The sequence below is a fragment of the Mameliella sp. MMSF_3455 genome (assembly GCF_030733205.1).
GTDB lineage: Bacteria > Pseudomonadota > Alphaproteobacteria > Rhodobacterales > Rhodobacteraceae > Antarctobacter.
Genome location: NZ_JASHJL010000001.1, coordinates 79,936 through 100,047, shown reverse-complemented (window position 1 = coordinate 100,047; position 20,112 = coordinate 79,936). Strand labels below are relative to the sequence as shown.

Here is a 20,112-nt window from a genome sequence, read left to right as displayed (position 1 = left end):
AACCACCTCTGGTCCTGCGGTATCCAGTCGGACGCTGCGGGTGTAGTTCAATGGTAGAACGGCAGCTTCCCAAGCTGCATACGAGGGTTCGATTCCCTTCACCCGCTCCATTCCCCTTTGCCTTGCACCTGTCACACGACCTGTTTCAGCCGGTCCTGCAAACGGGAGACGTCCGCCCTTAGGTCGCCTGAAATCGCGCCCGCGCGCGGGGTGTCCAGAAGCGTCGTGAACAGCGCCTCCTCCGGCTGTCCCTTGCGGTGCCAGACAAGCGCGCGCAGCACGGTTTCGGCCTCGGGCGGCATGCGATCCGGGGCCTCCTCACCCGCGATTTCCCCCCAGACCGCGGTCCAGCACCGGGCGACCGTCCAGGGATTGTAGCCACCTCCGCCCGAGACGATCATTCTTGGCGCCAGCGGCCGCAGCGCCCGGACCGCCGCAACATGGCTCCGGTTGGACAGGCCCAGGCGGGCCAGCGGATCCTCGGCCAACGCATCTACCCCGCATTGCAGAAAGATGGCATCGGGCCGGAACGTCTCGACCGCCGGCAGGATCATGTCCCGCAGCACGAAGTCGAATTCCGTGTCGTTGAACCCGCGCGCCACGGGCAGGTTGAAGGACGCGCCTCCCGCCCTGTCCTCCAGCGCGCCGGTAAATGGCCAGCGCCGCGCCTCGTGGACAGAGATCATGCGAACCCGTTCGCTGCCGTCAAAAGCCAGTTCCACCCCGTCGCAATGATGCGCGTCTATATCGACATAGGCCACCCGCTGCAGCCCCATGTCCAGCAGGCGACGCATGGTCAGTACCGGCTCGTTCAGAAAACAAAAGCCCGCCGCAGCATCGGGCAAGCCATGGTGCTGACCGCCGCCGGGGTTGTGAACGATCCCGCCATCGCGGACCAGTTCCGCCGCCAACAACCCGCCGCCAACCGCTGTCGCGGGCCTTCGGTACATCTCGGGGAAAACCGGGTTCGACAGGGTGCCCAACCCATGACGCACCCGCACCTCTTCATTGACCTCCTGCGCGGCCTCAGCGGTCTTGAGGGCCTCGACATAGGCGCGGCTGTGGAACCCTGCCAGCGCCACCGGCTTGGCGCGGGGCGAGGTCCGATAGCGCGCCTGTGGCAACCACCCCAATGCACGCGCAAGGTCTGTGACAGCGGGCACCCGCTGGATCGACAGCGGATGACGCGGGCCATAGACCGAACCGCGGTAGATACGCGAGCCGATGAAAACGGGACTGGACATGCCCTCAGAGTTAGAGCCTTCGCGTGCCAAAGGAAATCCGGCCTGCATTGCACCTTTCCCGGGACCGGCCTATTCAAACCGACATGTCACAAGTGCCTTCTTTGCGACTGGTCTGGCAGACCGCCCTCATGTTGTGTTTCGGTGCCCTTGGCGGGGCCTTGGCAAACCTGGTGCATCTGCCCATGCCCTGGATGCTGGGTGGATTGTTTTCCTCGGCCCTGGTCGTCCTTCTCTGGGCGCCGCCGATCCTCGAAGACTACAGTTTCCCGATGCCGTTCCGGACCGGTTTCGTTGCCTTGATCGGGGTGATGATCGGCACCCAGGTCACGGCAGAGCTGGTGGCGCTGGCGGGCAAGCTGCCTTGGACGATGGCCGGTCTGGTCGTCTTTGTGGTGATGGCCCATTTCGGGAACATGGCGATCTTTCGCTACCTTGGCGGATATGACCGCGCCACGGCCTTCTACTCGGGCACGCCGGGCGGGCTGATGGAAAGCATCGTCATGGGCGAAGGCGCGGGTGCCGACATCCGCATCCTGACCGCCCAGCAGTTCTTGCGCATCATCGTGGTGATCACGCTTTTGCCGTTGGGGCTGTCGCTCTGGATTGGCGCGCCGGTGGGCAGCGCGGCAGGGCTGCAATCGGCGATGGGACAAACCCAGGTAACGCCTCTGGCGCTGGTGACGATCGCGCTGGCGGCAGGTCTGGGACTGTACCTTGCCCGACTGGTGCGTCTGCCCGCCGCCCAGTTGAGCGGCCCAATGATCCTGGCCGCCTTGGCCACGGTGACCGGAGTGCTGGACCTGCACCTGCCGATCTGGCTTATCGCCGCGGCCCAGCTGGTGATCGGTGTCAGCCTCGGGATGCGGTTCAAGGGGGTGAACATGGCGCTCCTGCGCCGCTGCGCCTGGCTCGCGCTGACCTCTGTGGCTTACATGCTGGTGCTTGGCGGTGTCCTGTCCGCCCTGCTCTGGCAGATCACCGGCATCGAATGGCTGCACCTGCTGATCAGCTTCGCGCCCGGTGGCGTCGCCGAGATGTCGGTGGTGGCGCTGAGCCTTGCCGCCAATCCGGCGCTGGTCAGCCTGCATCACGTCGCCCGCATCCTGATGACGGTGGTCGAACTGAGCCTCGCCGCGCGCCTTCTGGGCATGCGCTGATCCTTGCGTCCAAGGGGCGACCAGGGGCCTGACCCCTGCTCAGGCCTCCTCGGACTTCTCCATCAGTTCAAGCCATTCTTCCTCGGCCGCGCTTAGCGCCTCCTGGCGCTCGACCAGCGCATCGGTGGCTTTCTGGAACTTCAGCGGTTCCTTGGTGAAAAGATCGGGCTGGGCAAGGAAATCTTCCAGCTTGGCGATCTCGGCGCCCAGCCGGTCGATCTCACCCGGCAATTCCTCCAGCCGGTGCTTCTCGGTGAAACTGAGCACAGGCTTCGCCGGCGCCGCCGCGGCCGGCTTCGGCGTAGTCCCGGACTTGGCCGCAGGCTTTGCCTTTTTCGCCGGCCCCGACTCCTCGCGCTTCTGGGCCTGGTAGTCGGACCAGCCCCCGGCATAGACGGTGGCGCGTCCGCCGCCTTCCATCGCGACGGTCGTGGTTGCGACGCGGTCAAGGAAATCCCGGTCGTGGCTGATCAGCATCACGGTGCCGTCGTAATCGTCCAGCAGTTCCTGCAGCAGGTCCAGCGTCTCGACATCCAGATCGTTGGTCGGTTCGTCCAGCACCAACAGGTTCGATTCCCGCGCCAGCAGTTTCGCCAGCAAGAGCCGCGCCTTCTCGCCCCCGGACAGAGACCGCACCGGCGCACGCACCTGGCGTTCGTCGAACAGGAAATCCTTGAGATAGCCAACAACATGCTTCGGTTGTCCCCGCACCATAACCTGGTCGGACTGGCCCGACACGCGCATGTCGCGGTCATTGGTCAGGCTGTCCCAGAGCGAGGCGTCGGGATCCAGCTGCGCCCGACTCTGGTCAAAGATCGCCGGCACAAGGTTCGTGCCCAGTTTCACACCACCAGCGTCGGGGGCGATTTCCCCGGTCAGGATCTTGATCAAGGTGGTCTTGCCCACGCCATTCGGCCCGACAAACGCCACGCGGTCCCCCCGCTGCACCGTCAGGTCGAAATTGCGCACGATCTGCTTGTCATCGAAAGCATGGGTGACGCCCTGCGCCTCGATCACCTTCTTGCCGGATTTCGGGCCGGAGGCCATCTCCATCGCCGCCGCCCCCTGCCGCCGGATCTGCGAGGCGCGTTCCTTGCGCATGTCCTGCAACGCCCTCAACCGGCCCTGGTTGCGCTTGCGGCGGGCGCTGATGCCCTCGACGGCCCAACGGGCCTCGGCCTTGATCTTGCGATCCAGCTTGTGGCGCTGCTGGTCCTCTTCCTCCCAGGCCTTGTCGCGCCAAGCCTCGAAAGCTTCGAAACCGCGCTCCTGCCGCGCCACCTGCCCCCGGTCGATCCAGAGCGTCGCACGGGTCAACTCGCTCAGGAATCGCCGGTCGTGCGAGATCAGGACAAAGCCCTTGCGCGTGGTCTTCAACTCGTCCTCGAGCCAGGAAATCGCCTCGATATCCAGGTGGTTGGTCGGCTCGTCCAGCAGCATCAGGTCAGGGGCCTCGGCCATCAGCTTGGCCAGCGCGGCGCGACGGCGCTCACCGCCGGATGCCGTCTCGACCGGACGGTCGGGATCGAACTTCAACCCTTCGGACGCGCGCTCGACCCGGTACATCTCCGAGGCGGCGAGCTGCGAGGCGGCGAACTCGCCCAGCGTGGCAAAACCGGTCAGGTCCGGTTCCTGCTCCATGTAGCCCACGGAAATCCCCGCCGGGACCACGCGGTCGCCCCGATCCGGCTCGACAAGTCCGGCCATGACCTTCATCAGGGTCGATTTGCCCGAACCGTTGCGCCCGACAAGCGCCACGCGGTCGCCCTGGTGGACGGTCAGCGACAGATCGTCAAAGACCGGATCGCCGCCAAAGGTGAGAGAAACAGAGGTGAGTTGAAGCAAGGGAGGAGGAGCCATGCGCGCAGCGCTAATCCCGCCCGCGCCATTCGTCAATGGGCTCCGGACCGGCGTCGGCCCTTCCGCCCGCATGGGCTTCTACTTGGCAAAGGAACCCGGGGGACGGGGCAGCGTGCCCGGTTCGAGGTATCCAACCAGATGGGCTGCGCCAACGCCTTGGTCAGGCGCGCCCCAGCACCAGCACGGCGTTCAACCCGCCAAAGGCAAAGGCATTCGACAACACCACGTCGACCTCTGCCTCGCGCGCCACGTTCGGGACAACGTCCAGCGCGCATTCCGGGTCAGCCTCCTCGTAGCCGATGGTCGGCGCAATCACGCCGTCCCTCAGCGCCATGAGACAGGCAAGCAGTTCGACCGCGCCGGTGCCGCCGATCAGGTGGCCATGCATCGACTTGGTCGACGAGATCATGAGGTTGTCCGCATGGGTGCCGAAGACATCCGCCACCGCCGCGCATTCGGTCTTGTCATTGGCCGCCGTCCCGGTGCCATGCGCGTTGATGTAGCTCACCCGCTCCTTGCCGACCCGCGCATCGCGCAGCGCGCCGGAGATCGCCCGGGCCGCGCCATGCTTGGAGGGCATGACGATATCCGCCGCATCCGATGTCATGGCAAAACCCAGCACCTCGCCGAGGATCTCGGCGCCGCGGGCCTTTGCGTGTTCATATTCTTCGAAGACGAAGACACCCGCGCCCTCGCCCTGCACCATGCCGTTGCGGGTGGCGCTGAAGGGGCGGCATGCGTCCTTGGACATCACGCGCAGACCTTCCCAGGCCTTCACGCCGCCAAAACACAGCATCGACTCCGACCCGCCGGTGATCATCGCCGTGCACATGCCCGAGCGGATCATCTGGAACGCCTGCCCCATGGCGTGGTTCGAACTGGCGCAGGCCGTGGCGACGGTGAAACTCGGTCCCTTGACGTTAAATTCCATGCTGACGTGGCAGGTGGCCGCATTGTTCATCAGCTTCGGGACGACAAAGGGATGAACGCGGTTCTTTCCCTCTTCGTAGACGGCGCGATAATTGTCGTCCTGTGTGCTCAGCCCGCCGCCGGAAGTGCCCAGCACCACGCCCGAGTTGTTGGCCAGGTCTCCCACGAATTCCAGCCCGGCCTGGGCAACCGCCTGTCGGGCCGCCAGCAGGGTAAACTGCGTGAACCGGTCATAAAGCGCAAGTTGCTGGCGGTTGAACACCGTCTCGGGTTCGAATCCCTTGACCTGTCCGCCGATGCGGATGGCCAGACGCTCCACGTCGCGAAACTCCAGTTCGCCGATCCCACAGCGCCCCTCGCGCATGGCCTCCAGCGTCGCGGGGACATCCTGGCCCAGGGCATTGATCGTTCCCGCCCCGGTTATGACGACGCGCTTCACGATTTCTGCTCGGCGATCAGTTTTTCGATCCCCTCGACGATCTTGGCCACCGAAGAGATGTCGAAATCCGATTCCGACGGGTCGTTTGCATTGAAGGGCACCGAGATGTCGAACTGTTCCTCGATCGCGAAGATCGATTCCACCAGCCCGAGAGAGTCGATCCCCAATTCTTCGGGCGTGCTTTCCATCGACACGTCCGAGACATCGAGCATCGCCTGCTCCGCGATGATCTGAATGACCTGTTCCTTGACGTCCATGACCTCAGCCCCGCGCTTGTCCAGAATTGCCGGACACTTAGTCATTTCCCACCAGCTTTGAAACTGCTTTCTTGAGCTCTGCGACGTCGCGGAACAGACGCGGCAGGCGGCGCAGGCCCTTGTAGGCCTCTACGTGGGTCTCCATTTTCATCGCCGGATAGCCCAGCATGACGCGGCCCGCGGGCACGTTGGCCAAGGCAACGGTCGCCCCGCCTAGGATCGCACGATCCCCGATCCGCAGATTGTCCGACACACCGACCTTGCCGCCCAGAACCACGTTGTCCCCCACCACGGTTGACCCGGCGATGCCGACGTTCGCGCACAGCAGGCAGTCGCGCCCGATCACGACATTGTGGCCGATCTGCACGAGGTTGTCGATCTTGGTGCCATTGCCGACGCGGGTGTCGCGGATCGTGCCCTTGTCGATGGTCGACCCGGCGCCGACTTCGACATCGTCGCCGATACTCACGGCGCCCACGCTGGCGATGCGAGCCCAGGACTGGGCCACATCCGTGCCTTCGCCCCCCAGCGAGGCGCGCGCCTTTTCGACGCCCGAACGCTCTGGCGTGACAAAGGAAAACCCGTCGCCCCCGATGATCGCGCCGGGCTGGGCGATGAAACGGTCGCCGATGACGACCTCGGACATGATCCGGACCCCGGCATGCAGCAGGGCCCCCGCGCCAATGTGCACGTCGCGTCCGACATATGACTGTGGACCGATCACCGAACCGGCCCCGATCCGGGCGCCCGCCTCGATCACAGCGTATGGCCCCACCGACACGCCCTCGCCCAGTTCGGCGGTCGGGTCGATCACCGTTTGCGGATGGATGACAGATGCATATCCCGGCCCCCTGTCCATCATGGCGGTCAGCCCGGACATGGCGAAACGCGGGCGATCAGACAGAAGCGCCGCCTGCAGCCCCAGCCCCTGCCAGTCCGTTCCGGCGGCCAACATCGCCGCACGGGCCTGCCCCCGGCCAAGGGCCTCGACGAACTCGGGCCTGGCCGCCATCGCCAGCTGATCCGGTCGCGCATCTGCCGGTTCGGCCAAACCGGTGACGGTCAAAGACAAATCGCCCTCGGCACTCAGGCCGAGGGCGCTTGCGAGTTCTTCGATGGTGAAAGGCATAGTGTCTCCCGGACGTTGCAGGGCGCGGTCCGGGAGAGGTTTAGCTGCGACCTGCGCGCAGGGCCACCCCTTCGTCGGCCAGCGCCCGCCAGAGGATCGCATCACGCCCGTAGATGTCGTTGCGATAATTCATCTTACCCTTCGCCTTGGTAAAGGCGGTCCGGTAGATCAGGTGCACGGGGACCGGCGTTTCCAGCGGGATGCGCGTATTTTCCCCCGACGCATGGATCCGCTTGAAGTAGGCCTCGGGGTCGTCGACTTGGCGGCTGAGGATTTCGTAGGCGAATTCGTGCGGATCATCCAGGCGGATGCAGCCGTGGCTGAACGTACGCACCTCGCGCTTGAACAGGTGCTGCGACGGGGTGTCGTGCAGGTAGATGTTGTACTTGTTCGGGAACAGGAACTTGACCGACCCCAGCGCGTTGCTCGGCCCCGGGGGCTGGCGCATGGTGAAGGGAAAGTTGCCCGAATTGGCGTAGGCCGACGCGGTTTCCCGGCTGACCCTACGCCCGCGGTAGTCGACGATTTCCAGGTGGCCTGCCGCATAGGGATTGGCCCGGATCGCGGGCAGGTATTCGCCGCGGATGATCGACTGCGGAATGAACCAGTAGGGATTGATGACCAGCAGTTCCATCACGTCCGAGAACTCGGGCGTCCGGCGGTCGTGCCCCTGAGCGCCGATCACGGACCGGGTTTCAAAAGTCACCTTGTCGTCGTCGATGATCTGGGCATGGAAATCCGTCAGGTTGACGAGCACATGCCGCTTGCCGCGCCCCTCGGGCAGGTTCAGCCAGCGTTCACGCTCCATCGAGACCATGATCGACTGCAGCCGTTCCTCGGGCGATACATTGATGGCCCGCATGGTGTTGCCGCCAGCGACGCCGTCGACCTTTATGGCGTGGTCTTCCTGAAACGCGCGCACGGCGGCTTCCATCTCGGCATCATAGGTCATGCTGAGCGAAGGCGCCATGTAACCCATCGCGGTCAGCCGGTTGCGCAGGGCGACGACAGCATTGCCGCTGTTGCCCGGACGCAGGCTGCCCACGGGGACTGTCTGACCCCAGCCACCACTGCGGATCTTGTGTTCCAGACGCAGCTTCGCGCGCATGAGACGCGTATATTCTGGGCTGCTCGGCACGAGGCTCAAGAAGACGGCGGTCGGATCCTCGCTGGTCAACCGGGTCAAAAGCATTTCCGGATCCCGACGCGGCGCTTCGCGCTTGATCCCATCGATAACATCGCCCGGTTCCAGAATGCCGGACTGAAGGTCGTTGGCGAATTGAAGGAAGGTGCGGGTCAGCTCGATTTCCAGCATCCCGCGCGACCGGCCATCTGTCACCTGGCTCATCAGTTGCAACAGGCGGTCGGGATCATAGCGCCCGGCGGGCAGCCCGTGGTCATCCGCCAGCGAAAAGGCCTCCATCAAGGCCAGGCGGCGGGCGCGGTCACCCTCACCGGCGCCGGTCCAGATCGGCGCGAAATCCCGTGCCCGGTAGAAGGCGGCAATGCTGTCATCGTCGGCGACGTTCTCGGCCACGGCCTGCTTGAAGGCCGTCACCTTGAGCGTAAGCCCATCCTCGGCCGCCGCTGGCAGCGCGGCTCCCAGCCAAAGGGCCCCTGCCGCGAGGGCCGCCTGGAACACGGCCCGGGTTTCACTCTTGTTCATACTCAAATCCTTCATCGACCAGCTATCCCCGAAAACACATTGCCGACAGGGTCATAGGTCTGTCTATTCACATTTGTGCCAAGTTGTCGACCGCGTGGTCGCCAAGGCGAACTGTGACCGAAATGAGGCAGCGCCGAGAATTCACGAGATAACAGGACCAATGTGGGCAAAATCTCGCCAATTACCCCTTGATCATTACAAATCATCACAAATCGCCCTTTTTGCGCCATACGATTCGTGTCATACAGGCCTTGGCATCTGGGGATAGATGGCAGGTGGCGCACAACGATGCGCCAGGAATCAAGTAATACGGCGACCACGGGACAGGCGGTCATCATGACAGAGACGAATTGCGGCGGCTTCACCCGCCGGGCACTTCTTGGCGCGTTCGCAGCGACAGCCGTCGCAGCCGCGCCGACTTACTCCAACGCAGCGGGTTTCTTGCGCGGCGCGGGCGATGTCCGGCGCATCCGGATGTATTCCGGCCGCACGGGCGAACGGGTGGACATGATCTACTGGATCGAAGGCGACTATCTCGCCGACGCGATCAAGGAGATCAATTACTTCATGCGCGACTGGCGCAACAACCAAGTCAAATCAATCGACATCAGGACGATCGACATCATGGCTGCTTCGCACAACCTGCTGGATGTGTCTGAGCCTTACATGTTGATTTCTGGCTACCGCAGCCCGGAAACGAACGCGATGTTGCGGGCACGCTCTTCCGGCGTGGCCAAGAACTCGCGCCATCTGGTCGGGCAGGCAGCGGACCTTCGGCTCGCGTCGCGCTCTGTCAGCCAGATGTATCGCGCGGCCAAGGCCTGTAATGCAGGCGGCGTGGGCCGGTACACCCGATCGAACTTCGTGCACATGGACTGCGGTCCGGTCCGTTCCTGGGGCAGCTGATCTTCTTCCCCCCCTCCTTACAGTCTCTGGTTCTCTTCTTCAGGCGTCCCGTTTCGGGGCGCCTTTTGTTTCACACCTTGTCATTTTGCCTCGAAAACAGCGAACGGCAAAGTCAGGAAATCCCGACGCGGTTAACCAGTCGTGTATCGATGTCTGAGAGAGAAACACGCGTGGACGCCGTTGGTTCCAATGTCCACCAAGGTTTTTTGGATGAGGCGTTGGCGCCCAAACTTCCACAGGTAAGGAAGAAGTGGCGCGGTTGACGGGGCTCGAACCCGCGACCCCCGGCGTGACAGGCCGGTACTCTAACCAACTGAGCTACAACCGCTTGACTGCCGCCGTGACCGCTTGGCCGTGGCGTGAGAGGCCTTCTATGCGTAGCCCCCTGCCCCGTCAAGCGCTTTCGACCCCCAATTTCGTGCATTTTTTCATCCGCGCCAAAGAATCCAAAGTGGCGCATAGGTCACGGGTTGAAGGTCATGTTTCACGGAAATGTCAATTCGCCTTGCGACTCCACGGGTCGCCCGGCTTTTCTCAATGGGTCTGCACGCCCCAAGCCTAGCCAAGGTCGCATCATGTCTGAATTTTCTCGCCGGACATTCCTGTCCGCCGGCACTGCTGCCGTCGCCCTACTTCGTCCGGACACACTTTGGGCGGCCCCCGACATTGCCCTGCCGCGGGATGTGACGCGAACGGATCCGGTCACGGTCACTGCCGTGAACACATCCTCACCAGTTGTTGCAATGACGTTCGATGACGGGCCGCATCCGACCCTGACCCCACTGCTCCTTGATATCCTCAAAGCCCGTGGTCTGCGTGCCACGTTTTACCTTATAGGTCGAAGAGTGGTGACATGGCCGGATATTGTCAAGCGTATTGCAGACGAAGGGCATGAGATCGGGAACCACAGCTGGTCGCATCCCAACCTGGCGGGCTATTCCAATGCGGGCGTTCTTAGCCAGATCGACCGCACCTCGGATGCGATCTTCAAGGTCACGGGCCGGCCGCCGGTCACTTTCCGTCCGCCCTACGGCGCCTTTACCCAGCGCCAGCGCGTGATGCTGCACAATTCGCGCAAGCTGCCGACGATCCTGTGGTCGGTGGATCCGCAGGACTGGCGCCGTCCCGGTGCCAGCGTGGTGGCCAGCCGCATCCTGTCGCATTCGCGTCCGGGCGCCATCATCCTGACCCACGACATTCAATACGGCACTGTTCGTGCCATGCCGCGGACGCTGGACGGGCTGACAGCGCGCGGAATCAAGCTGGGTACGATGAGCCAGATGATGGGCTGGCCGCTCTGGCAGAACCGGAACTTCGTCCGGACAGCCTCAGCCGGCTGAACCGGTCGGTCACTGGCGGACATGATCCGGTACGGGAGCAGGGTCAGCCGGGAGCATGTGCACCCGGACCAGCGCCACGCCCATCGGCAATCACGGCGACGAAAATTGCCCCTTGATGGTTCGATCGATCAGCGGAGCAAACCAATCGCCCCAACAACAGACACTCTTCGCCACCGCATTATCCACTACGTCAAAGCGTTCCTTCCGAGGACCACGTGCGTCCCTCAATCCGGCAAGGGAATGAACTCGTCATCATCGCCCGGCGGCAGTTGAAAACGGCCATGCTCCCAATCGCCGCGTCGCCAGGCCTCCTTCGCCTCTTCGATGCGCTCTTTCGAGGAGGCGACGAAGTTCCACCAGATGTAACGGCTGCCTTCCAACGTGGCCCCGCCCAACAACATCAGACGGGCACCTGCGGCACCGGATCGCAAGGACACGCGGTCGCCGGGACGAAAGACCATCATCTGCCCCGCCTCATAGCGCGTACCGGCCACTTCGACGGCCCCCTCTACGACATAGACACCCCTGTCCTCATGCTCGTCTGGCAGGGGCAGGGACGCCCCCGGATTCAGCACCGCATCGGCGTAGAAGATCTCTGAAGGGGTCCGGACAGGCGCGCGTTCACCCCAGGCATTGCCAAGGATCAGCCGCACCTGCTTGCCCTCGCCATCCAACACAGGCAGCGCATCCGCCGGCGCATGGATGAAGTCCGGCGCGCTGTCCTCCTGGTCTTTGGGCAAGGCGACCCAGGTCTGAATGCCGAAAAAGGGCATCGGCCCGGCCTGGGTGGCATCATCGGTGCGTTCCGAGTGGGTGATCCCCTGCCCTGCCACCATCCAGTTAACGGCCCCGGGCTCGATCCACTTGTCCGTGCCAAGCGAGTCGCGGTGATGCATCCGGCCGCGATATAGGTAGCTGATCGTCGCCAGACCGATATGGGGATGCGGGCGCACGTCCAGTCCACGGGTGGGCAGGAACTCTGCCGGGCCCATCTGGTCGAAAAAGATGAAGGGGCCCACCATCTGCCGGCGCGGCGCAGGCAAGGCCCGGCGCACCTCGAATCCGCCCAGATCGCGGGCGCGGGGGATGATGACGGTGTCGATACTGTCCACGGCATCGCCGGTGGGACATTGGGGATCAAGTGCGGGGTTCCAGCTCATCTCGGGTCCTCCTGATGTGTTGCTTTCAATATAGCCCCTGAAATCTCGAACGATACGCCGACAAACACTGCCGTTATGTGCATATTCGCACATTAAAGCCAAAATGTGCGTTCGGTGCGCGCCCCGAGGCAGTGCCTTGCTGTGCGGCGTTGGCCTTGCTAGGGCTGTAATGGCTCTGAAGGGAGGGCCGCATGGACGACAGCCTTGAACCACTGCCCGGCATGATCCGTTTTGGCTGGGAGGAATGGGTCTCATTGCCCGACCTTGGCCTGCCTGCCTTGCGCGCAAAGGTCGATACCGGCGCCCGAACTTCGGCCTTGCATGCCTTCGACATCGAGACCTTCGGCCCGGCCTCGGCGCCCAAGGTGCGGTTCACCGTTCACCCGGTGCCCGGACGGGATGACCTGGTGATCCCCTGTTCGGCCCGGATCGTCGATCGTCGCACCGTCACCTCCTCGAACGGCGAGTCCGAATCCCGCTATGTCATCGCCTCCACCATCCGCGTGGGCGATGAAAGCTGGCGCATCGAGATGACACTGACCGACCGCTCGACCATGGCGTCGCGCATGCTGCTGGGCCGCGAGGCGCTCAAGGATCATATCACCATCGTGGCCACCGACCGGTTCCAGCAGCCCAAGCTCAGCTATGACGTCTACACCACCGCCCGTGTGCGGCAGGCGGCGCCAAACCGGGCGCTGCGCATTGCCGTCCTCAGCCGCGAGGACAATTATTCGACCCGCCGACTGGTCGAGGAAGGCGAAAAGCGCGGCCACACCGTCGAGGTGATCGACACAACGCGCTGTTACATGGCGATCAACGCGCTCTCGCCAGAGGTGCATTACGACGGCAAACGCCTACCCCGCTACGACGCGGTGATCCCGCGCATCGGCGCCAGCGTCACCTCTTACGGGACTGCCGTGATCCGCCAGTTCGAGACAATCGGCACCTTTTGCGTCAACGGATCCGAGGGGATCACCGCCTCGCGCGACAAGCTGTACGCACATCAATTGATGGCGCGGCACAAGATCGGCATGCCCAATACCGCCTTTGCGGCTTCTCCAAAGGACACGCAAAGCCTGATGCGGCTGGTGGGCACTGCGCCCCTGATCGTCAAGCTGCTGGAGTCCACGCAGGGCAAGGGGGTCGTCCTTGCCGAAACCAAGAAGGCCGCGGAATCGGTGATCGACGCCTTCCGCGGGCTCAAAGCCAATTTCCTGGTCCAGGATTTCGTCAAGGAGGCGGCCGGCGAAGACATCCGCTGTCTCGTCGTCGGCGGCAAGGTCGTGGCGGCGATGAAACGCACCGGGGCCGAAGGCGATTTCCGTTCAAATCTTCATCGTGGTGGCCAGGCACAGGTCGTGCGCATCACCAAGGAAGAACGCGAGACTGCCCTGCGGGCCGCCCGCGCCTTTCGATTGAACCTGGCGGGCGTGGACCTGCTGCGGTCCGAGTCGGGCCCCAAGGTGCTGGAGGTCAATTCCAGCCCCGGGCTCGAGGGGATCGAGACGGCGACCAAGAAAAACGTGGCCGAAAAACTGTATGAGCATCTGGAATCCAAGGTGCGCCCGGCCCCGGTCAAGCGCATCAGCAAGGCAGAGGACAACTGAACCGGCAAGCGGTTCGGGCCCGGTCCGTTCAGTTCGGGAACATAAGCCCCACGAACCATCTGATGACCACGATCCAGAAATGCAGGCCAAGCAGGGCCACTGGCAGAATCCACCAGCCGTGACCCAACGACCACTGGATCTGCTCGGATTGGTCGTGGTCCCTCTGATCCGCTCGCGGAAACGCGTCCGTCTTTGGAACACCGCCAAGCACTGACACCAATGTTGAGAGCATAATGATTGTCCTCTCCAGTTCTGGCCGATCCCGGGTCATCGCTTCGTTGCAGAGGGACGAAGATGTCGGGCAATCTGCCTGCCGAACCGACCACAACTCACTCTAAAGTTGTATACAGCCAGACTCTGGACATGTCACGATAGATGTATCGAAGATTACCTTTTTGTCTGGTCATCAGAACCAATCCGGACGGCGGCTATCTTCCGTCCCAAGCATGACCTGCCGGCAGGCGACATGCTTTAATCGCCTGACGATCTTTCGAGGGAATGCCCTCCATGCTCTTTACCGCGCCCCACACTTTTCCTATATAATTGCTCAGCTATTCGGACACGAGGACCGCAATGACCGAGCAGAATACGCAGATGGAGGGCGCACCGCTGATCGCGCCCTCAAGCACCGATCACCCGCTTTACGATACGGTGGTCGAGGCCTGCCGCACGGTCTACGACCCTGAAATCCCGGTCAATATCTACGATCTGGGGCTGGTCTACACCGTCGACATCAACGACCAGAACGAAGTCAACATCATCATGACCCTCACCGCGCCGGGCTGTCCCGTCGCGGGCGAGATGCCCGGCTGGGTCGCCGAAGCGGTCGAACCGCTGCCCGGCGTGAAGCAGGTTGACGTCGATCTGACCTGGGAGCCGCCCTGGGGGATGGAGATGATGTCCGATGAAGCACGGCTGGAACTGGGCTTCATGTAGGGCAAGACGTTAATCTTGCAAAATCTCAAAGCAAATCAAAACCCTTGCATTTTCGCAATGCAAGGGTTTAGTTTTGCACATGGTCGAAACCGCCGCTCATGTCTTTGCCAGCGTCCTGACCGGCGATCTTGTCGCCTCACGCCGGCATGGGCCCGACGCCCTGGATGAGGCGATGCAGGTGCTGGAACGCGTCAGCCATGACATCGGCGAGGACACTGGCGCCCCACCCCTCTTTCAGCGCCATCGCGGCGACGGTTGGCAGATCTTCCTGCCTATGGCACAGACAGGTCTGCGCGCGGCCCTGCGCATCCAGGCCGCGCTTGTCGCCGCCGGATCCCTGTCCACTCGAATTGGTATCGGCGTCGGACCCGCTCAAATCCCCGATGACGGCAACCTGGCCGCCGCCTCTGGCGTGGCCTTTCACATGGCAGGTGACGTGCTGGCCGGGATGGGACGCGGCACGCAACTGGCCCTACCCCGCATTCCCGGTGCCCTCGGCGAGGCGCTCGGCGCGCTCATGCTCTTCGTCGATCGCGAAGCGCAAGGCTGGAACCGGACCCAGGGGCAAGCCCTGTTCGAGGCACTGCGCGTCCAGGCTCCGACACAGGAAGAGATCGCGCAGAAAGCTGGTGTGACCCGACAGGCGGTCCAAAGCCGGCTGTCCGGCACCGCTCTTGACGCGCTGCAGGAAACACTGAGGGTCTACGAAGACCGCATGGAGATGATCCGGGACAACCTGTAATGCCCACGACACTGCCCGTTCTTGATCCGCTGGCCGCGCAGAGCTTTGCCGCGCTGTTCCTCGCGCACGTCCTGGCGGATTTCGTGTTTCAGACCGGCTGGATGGTCGACCGCAAGCGCAACCTCGGGGTCCTGCTGTTGCATGTCGGCGTGGTCTTTGTGCTGACATGGGCGGCCCTAGGCGGCGCCTGGGTTGTGGCGCTGATCGTGGCGCTGGCACATTTCGGCATCGACGCGGTCAAGGCCTGGTCCCCTGCCCGCTGGCGGGACACGCTGGGTGCCTTCCTGCTGGACCAAGGCGCGCACATGGTCACGCTGCTGGCTGCCGCCCTGTGGTGGCCCGCTGCCGCGTCCCAGGGGATATGGTCACCCTGGCTGCCGCATCTGGTGGCGCCTGCGCTCTTTACGGCCGGGCTGATCACCACGGTGCTGGCGGGCGGTTACGTCGTGGGGATGCTCACCGCCCGGTTCGAGGTTCCGCTGAAGGGTTTGCCAGAGGCCGGTCGCCTGATCGGACAGCTTGAACGCGCCCTGATCTTTCTCTTTGTCACCATCGGGGAGCCTACCGGCATAGGCTTCCTGATCGCCGCCAAGTCGGTGCTGCGCTTCGACACCGCCAAGGAGGATCACCGCGCCAGCGAATACGTCATCATCGGCACGCTGGCCTCCTTTGCCTGGGCGCTTGGCGCCAGCTACGGCACCCAGGCCCTGATGCAGATCGCCCAGCCCTGACAAAGCGTTACCGAAGTTTGTCAAAGCCGTCACGCGCCCGTTACCCAACGCCCCGATGAGAAGGGCCTCTCAACAGGAGGCTCCAATTCATGAAGACGTTCACACTCGCCCTGGCCTGCGCCACTCTGGCTGGCCCCGTGCTGGCCGAAACCCACGCCAATGCCTATGACGCCGGTCTCACATATGGTGTCCGCCCCGCCTACCTGGTGTCGCGGATGGAAGACGGCGCGCTCAAGGACAAGCTGCAGTCCTGCCTTGGCAACACGCCCGCGCGCACGCATTTCTCTGTCGGGCACCGCGGCGCACCGCTGATGTTCCCCGAACATACGGTCGAATCGAACCGCGCCGCAGCGGGCATGGGCGCAGGCATCCTGGAATGTGATGTGACCTTCACCGCCGATCTGGAACTGGTCTGCCGCCACGCCCAGAACGACCTGCACACCACCACCGACATCGTGGCGGGCCCGCTCGCTTCGAAATGCACCACGCCCTTCACCCCGGCCTCGGGCGATGCCAAGGCCAGCGCGGAATGCCGCACCTCGGACCTGACCCTGGCCGAGTTCAAGACCCTGACGCCCAAGATGGATTCCTCCGATGCCTCGGCCACCACGGCAGAGGCCTACCTCGGCGGCACCGCCAACTGGCGCACCGACCTTTTCGTCAGCGGCGCGACCCTGATGACCCACGCGGAATCGATCGCGCTGTTCGACAGCCTCGGCGCAGACTTCACCCCGGAACTGAAAGCTCCGTCGGTCGAGATGCCCTTCAACGGTTTCAGCCAGGCCGACTACGCGCAAAAGCTGATCGACGAGTACAAGGCTGCCGGCATCGACCCCTCGCGCGTCTGGGCCCAGTCGTTCGACCTGTCGGACGTGCTCTACTGGATCGAGAACGAGCCCGAATTCGGCGCACAGGCGGTCTATCTGGATGATCGCTACGAGGCCTCGGACGAGGACGAGGGCCTGATCGATCCGATGGATGCAAGCACCTTCAAGCCGACGATGGCCGAACTGAAGGAGATGGGCGTCAACTATATCGCGCCGCCGCTGTGGATGCTGGTCACGCTGGACGACAGTGGCGCAATGGTGCCTTCGGTCTATGCCGAAGAGGCAAACGCCGCCGGCCTGAACATCATCACCTGGTCGCTTGAACGCTCCGGCCCGCTCGGCTCGGGCGGCGGCTGGTATTTCCAGTCGGTCAAGGACGCCACCGACACCGACGGCGACTATTTCGAGATCCTCGACGTTCTGGCCCAGCAGGTCGGCGTCAAGGGCGTCTTTTCGGACTGGCCCGCCACGACCACCTTCTACGCCAACTGCATGGGCCTCTGAGCCTCCTGCTTCGGCAATTCAACCTTGTTCGGGGCCGCCTTCGGGCGGCCCTTTCACGTTGGCGCCAATTCTCTGCTGTCGCCCGGGCAAAAAAACGGGTACCGCATGGACAACTTTTGATTGAACCCAATGCGACAGCCTCCTGCCTCTCCACCCAGCCTGGTCACGCTTGTCCTGATGACGGTGCTGGGCATCGTCTCGGTCAACATGTTCCTGCCCTCGCTGGCGAACATGGCCCGCAGCTTTTCCATCTCCTACGCCACGGCCAGCCTTGCGATCTCGCTCTTCATGCTGCTTACCGCCGGGCTGCAGCTGGTAATCGGCCCACTGTCGGACCTGTATGGGCGGCGCCCAGTGTTGCTGTGGTCTCTGGCGCTGTTCACCTGCGCCTCTCTCGGCACGGCGCTTGCGCCGGATTTCTACAGCTTCATGGCCTTCCGCGTGCTGCAGAGCGCGGTGATCGCGGGCAACGTCCTGTCGCGGGCCATCGTGCGCGACACCTCGGCCCCCAGCGAGGCCACCAGCCGGCTGGGCACGATCGGCATGGCCATCGCCCTGGGGCCGATGATTGCCCCGGTGATCGGAGGCGTCATGGACCAAGCCTTTGGCTGGCGGTCGACGCTCTGGGCCTTCACCGGGCTGGGCGCCGGGCTGCTCTGGCTCTGCTGGGTGGACGTGGGCGAAACCAACCCTCGCCGTGGCCTGGGCTTTGCCGCGCATTTCCGCGCCTATCCCGCGCTGCTGACCGACCTGCGCTTTTGGTCCTACACGATCTCGATGGGGCTGGGCATCGGCATCTTCTTTGCCTTCCTTGCCGGAACGCCCCTGCTGGGAACGGCTCATTTCCACGTTTCGGAAAGCATAGTCGGCGCGCTGATCGGCCTGCCCCCGGTGGGTTTCGTCATCGGCTCGTATTTCTCGCGGCGCCTGGGCGCACGCGTGGCGCCGCCACTGATGGTCCTGGCCGGGCGGCTGGTCTCGGTTCTGGGCCTGGGGGCCGCCCTGCTGCTCTGGATGCTTGGTCCCGGCAGCGCCTGGAGCTTTTTCCTGCTGATGCCGGTGATCGGCGTGGCCAACGGTCTCAGCACGCCTGCGGGTATGGCCGGTGCCATGTCGGTGCGTCCGGATCTTGCCGGCAGCGCAGCCGGGCTGTCCGGTGCCGTCACCATCGGTTGCGGCGCGGCCATGACCTCGGTGTCCGGTGCCATTTTGGGCGCGACACCGGATCCCACGCGCCTGATCTGGTTGCTCTGGGGATTGGCGCTGCTCTCGGCTCTGGCCGCCCTGCCCGCCTTGCGCCCGGACCACCGGCCAGAACCCGTGGGCTAGGCTTTCAGCCCGGACGAGAACGATCGGGGACGGTCCCCTCACTCGCTGCAGCCCCCCTGTTCAACGAAGCGTCCGACACGGGTTGGAGGCAACACAGCGCACCCTGCCAACGCAGCGCCCGAATCCCTGGCCGTTTCCACAAGAAACATGTTGCGCAAGCAGTCGGCCGGACCGGCCACGACCCGCGCAGTGACACGGCGCATACAGTGGGGCGACAAGGGCCGTGGCCGTGCGCCGACGAAGGCTTTGTAGCAAACCGCAGTCCCTCTGCTCGCGCGGCCTTCATCCCGGCGACATCTGAATTTCCAGACGCCGCTACTAGCTCCGGCGCAAGGCCGCGCGAGCGGCCTCGATCAGGATCAGTTCCGTTTCGCACACCCTTTCATCCGAACCGGCAAATTTCCGGCACGGCTGCTCGATTCATCGACTCTCGACAGGTTAAGGAACAGCCTTCCGCCCCGCGCTGCAGTGCCTGAAATCACGGTCATGACAGTTGCAAGCGCCCCGAAAAATCGGTTCACCTCAACCCCGATCCGCAGTCTGAAATACCCGGCGACAACAGCGCGCGCCGCCTGCCTCTTGAGTAGAGGCACCCGCTCCCTTAAATCTTGGTATGAAAGTGAGGTTTCACACATGTTTGGCATACCCGGTCAGTCCCCCGTGACGATCACCCCCACCGCCGTGGCACAGATCCGCAAGTTGATGGAGCGGGACGGACGATACGCCCTGCGCATCGGCGTCAAGAAAGGCGGCTGTGCGGGCATGGAATACACGATGGATTACGTCGACGGTTCCGAAGCCAACGACGAAGTGGTGGAACAGGACGGCGCGCGCGTCCTGATCGCGCCGATGGCGCAGATGTTCCTCTTTGGCACGGAAATCGACTACGAGACATCGCTGCTTGAATCCGGATTCAAGTTCCGCAACCCCAACGTCGTGGACGCCTGCGGGTGCGGAGAATCCATCAAGTTCAAGGATGTCGAGGAACTCTCGGCCGAGCAGGGCAGCCAGGGGTGAGCGTCTCCGCCGAAGAGATCGCCTTTGCCCGCGATCTCTTTTCGGGCCTCGGAGACATCACCACCCGCCGCATGATGGGCGGTCTGTGCCTGTACCACGAAGGCACGATTTTCGCGATCCTGCACCCGGAGGGCGGCATATACCTCAAGGGTGCGGGCGCCTTCATCGACCGGCTGGAAGACATGGGCTGCACGCGATGGACCTATACCCGCAAGACGGGCCAGAGCGCGGCCATGCCTTATTGGACCCTGCCCGGTGCCGCGCTTGACGATCCGGAAGAGGCCGTTGCCCTGGCCCGTGAGGCCCTGCAGCACCTTTGACCGCCGCGCCC

18 protein-coding genes, 2 tRNA genes and 1 pseudogene are annotated in these 20,112 nt (G+C 63.7%); 12 read left to right on the top strand and 9 right to left on the bottom strand.

What is annotated here, in order from left to right:
• Window positions 1-36 precede the first annotated feature (36 nt).
• Window positions 37-110 (top strand) — tRNA-Gly (locus RBB42_RS00505).
• A 21-nt stretch (window positions 111-131) separates the two neighbouring features.
• On the opposite strand, the gene RBB42_RS00500 is transcribed toward RBB42_RS00505, so the two are convergent.
• The gene (locus RBB42_RS00500) at window positions 132-1,244 is read right to left on the bottom strand and encodes an acetoin utilization protein AcuC (RefSeq protein WP_305968629.1); all 1,113 of its coding nucleotides are present in this window, start codon (window positions 1,242-1,244) and stop codon (window positions 132-134) included.
• A gap of 83 nt (window positions 1,245-1,327) precedes the next feature.
• On the opposite strand from RBB42_RS00500, the gene RBB42_RS00495 reads away from it, so the two are divergent.
• On the top strand, window positions 1,328-2,401 hold the full coding sequence (locus tag RBB42_RS00495) for an AbrB family transcriptional regulator (protein ID WP_305968628.1): 1,074 nt from the start codon (window positions 1,328-1,330) through the stop codon (window positions 2,399-2,401).
• 39 nt (window positions 2,402-2,440) lie between these two features.
• Here RBB42_RS00495 and RBB42_RS00490 read toward each other — a convergent pair whose 3' ends face one another.
• The 6 genes and pseudogenes from RBB42_RS00490 to RBB42_RS28215 all read right to left on the bottom strand — a co-directional run.
• Window positions 2,441-4,261, bottom strand: a complete 1,821-nt coding sequence (locus tag RBB42_RS00490; protein ID WP_305968627.1) for an ABC-F family ATP-binding cassette domain-containing protein — start codon at window positions 4,259-4,261, stop codon at window positions 2,441-2,443.
• Between the two features lie 160 nt (window positions 4,262-4,421).
• Complete coding sequence (locus RBB42_RS00485) at window positions 4,422-5,630, bottom strand: beta-ketoacyl-[acyl-carrier-protein] synthase family protein (RefSeq protein WP_305968626.1); 1,209 nt, start codon at window positions 5,628-5,630, stop codon at window positions 4,422-4,424.
• The gene (locus tag RBB42_RS00480) at window positions 5,627-5,887 is read right to left on the bottom strand and encodes an acyl carrier protein (protein ID WP_305968713.1); all 261 of its coding nucleotides are present in this window, start codon (window positions 5,885-5,887) and stop codon (window positions 5,627-5,629) included. Before RBB42_RS00480 ends, RBB42_RS00485 begins: the two co-directional genes overlap by 4 nt.
• A 37-nt stretch (window positions 5,888-5,924) precedes the next feature.
• Window positions 5,925-7,016, bottom strand: a complete 1,092-nt coding sequence (gene lpxD / locus RBB42_RS00475) for a UDP-3-O-(3-hydroxymyristoyl)glucosamine N-acyltransferase (RefSeq protein ID WP_305968625.1) — start codon at window positions 7,014-7,016, stop codon at window positions 5,925-5,927.
• 40 nt (window positions 7,017-7,056) lie between these two features.
• Window positions 7,057-8,682 (bottom strand): L,D-transpeptidase family protein, encoded by a 1,626-nt coding sequence (locus RBB42_RS00470; RefSeq protein ID WP_305968624.1) that lies wholly within the window; start codon window positions 8,680-8,682, stop codon window positions 7,057-7,059.
• 205 nt (window positions 8,683-8,887) lie between these two features.
• Window positions 8,888-8,992 (bottom strand): annotated as a pseudogene (locus RBB42_RS28215) ((2Fe-2S)-binding protein); the annotation flags it as partial.
• A 26-nt stretch (window positions 8,993-9,018) separates the two neighbouring features.
• On the opposite strand from RBB42_RS28215, the gene mepK reads away from it, so the two are divergent.
• A complete protein-coding gene (gene mepK, locus RBB42_RS00465) occupies window positions 9,019-9,588 on the top strand; it encodes a peptidoglycan L,D-endopeptidase MepK (protein ID WP_305968623.1) in 570 nt (189 codons plus the stop codon).
• A gap of 251 nt (window positions 9,589-9,839) precedes the next feature.
• On the opposite strand, the gene RBB42_RS00460 is transcribed toward mepK, so the two are convergent.
• Window positions 9,840-9,916: transfer RNA gene (locus tag RBB42_RS00460), tRNA-Asp, on the bottom strand.
• A gap of 151 nt (window positions 9,917-10,067) precedes the next feature.
• Between RBB42_RS00460 and RBB42_RS00455 the strand changes: the two genes are divergently transcribed.
• A complete protein-coding gene (locus RBB42_RS00455; protein ID WP_371931727.1) occupies window positions 10,068-10,928 on the top strand; it encodes a polysaccharide deacetylase family protein in 861 nt (286 codons plus the stop codon).
• A gap of 224 nt (window positions 10,929-11,152) precedes the next feature.
• On the opposite strand, the gene RBB42_RS00450 is transcribed toward RBB42_RS00455, so the two are convergent.
• Complete coding sequence (locus RBB42_RS00450; protein ID WP_305968621.1) at window positions 11,153-12,088, bottom strand: pirin family protein; 936 nt, start codon at window positions 12,086-12,088, stop codon at window positions 11,153-11,155.
• Between the two features lie 191 nt (window positions 12,089-12,279).
• Here RBB42_RS00450 and rimK point away from each other — a divergent pair, with 191 nt between their 5' ends.
• The 8 genes from rimK to RBB42_RS00410 all read left to right on the top strand — a co-directional run bounded on the left by rimK (window position 12,280) and on the right by RBB42_RS00410 (window position 20,101).
• Window positions 12,280-13,695, top strand: coding sequence for a 30S ribosomal protein S6--L-glutamate ligase (rimK, locus tag RBB42_RS00445; protein WP_305968620.1), 1,416 nt, complete (start codon window positions 12,280-12,282; stop codon window positions 13,693-13,695).
• A gap of 573 nt (window positions 13,696-14,268) precedes the next feature.
• Complete coding sequence (locus tag RBB42_RS00440) at window positions 14,269-14,631, top strand: SUF system Fe-S cluster assembly protein (RefSeq protein WP_069211640.1); 363 nt, start codon at window positions 14,269-14,271, stop codon at window positions 14,629-14,631.
• Between the two features lie 79 nt (window positions 14,632-14,710).
• The gene (locus tag RBB42_RS00435; RefSeq protein ID WP_305968619.1) at window positions 14,711-15,373 is read left to right on the top strand and encodes a hypothetical protein; all 663 of its coding nucleotides are present in this window, start codon (window positions 14,711-14,713) and stop codon (window positions 15,371-15,373) included.
• A complete protein-coding gene (locus RBB42_RS00430; RefSeq protein WP_305968618.1) occupies window positions 15,373-16,104 on the top strand; it encodes a DUF3307 domain-containing protein in 732 nt (243 codons plus the stop codon). Before RBB42_RS00435 ends, RBB42_RS00430 begins: the two co-directional genes overlap by 1 nt.
• A gap of 89 nt (window positions 16,105-16,193) precedes the next feature.
• Complete coding sequence (locus RBB42_RS00425; RefSeq protein WP_305968617.1) at window positions 16,194-17,435, top strand: glycerophosphodiester phosphodiesterase family protein; 1,242 nt, start codon at window positions 16,194-16,196, stop codon at window positions 17,433-17,435.
• A 129-nt stretch (window positions 17,436-17,564) separates the two neighbouring features.
• The gene (locus RBB42_RS00420) at window positions 17,565-18,764 is read left to right on the top strand and encodes a multidrug effflux MFS transporter (RefSeq protein WP_305968616.1); all 1,200 of its coding nucleotides are present in this window, start codon (window positions 17,565-17,567) and stop codon (window positions 18,762-18,764) included.
• Window positions 18,765-19,397: 633 nt separating this feature from the next.
• Window positions 19,398-19,781 carry a HesB/IscA family protein gene (locus RBB42_RS00415; RefSeq protein ID WP_305968615.1) on the top strand — a complete coding sequence of 128 codons (384 nt, stop codon included), beginning with the start codon at window positions 19,398-19,400 and terminating at the stop codon, window positions 19,779-19,781.
• Window positions 19,778-20,101: a TfoX/Sxy family protein gene (locus RBB42_RS00410; RefSeq protein ID WP_305968614.1), complete on the top strand. Its 324-nt coding sequence runs from the start codon at window positions 19,778-19,780 to the stop codon at window positions 20,099-20,101. The genes RBB42_RS00415 and RBB42_RS00410 overlap by 4 nt, the downstream gene beginning before the upstream one ends.
• Window positions 20,102-20,112 lie beyond the last annotated feature (11 nt).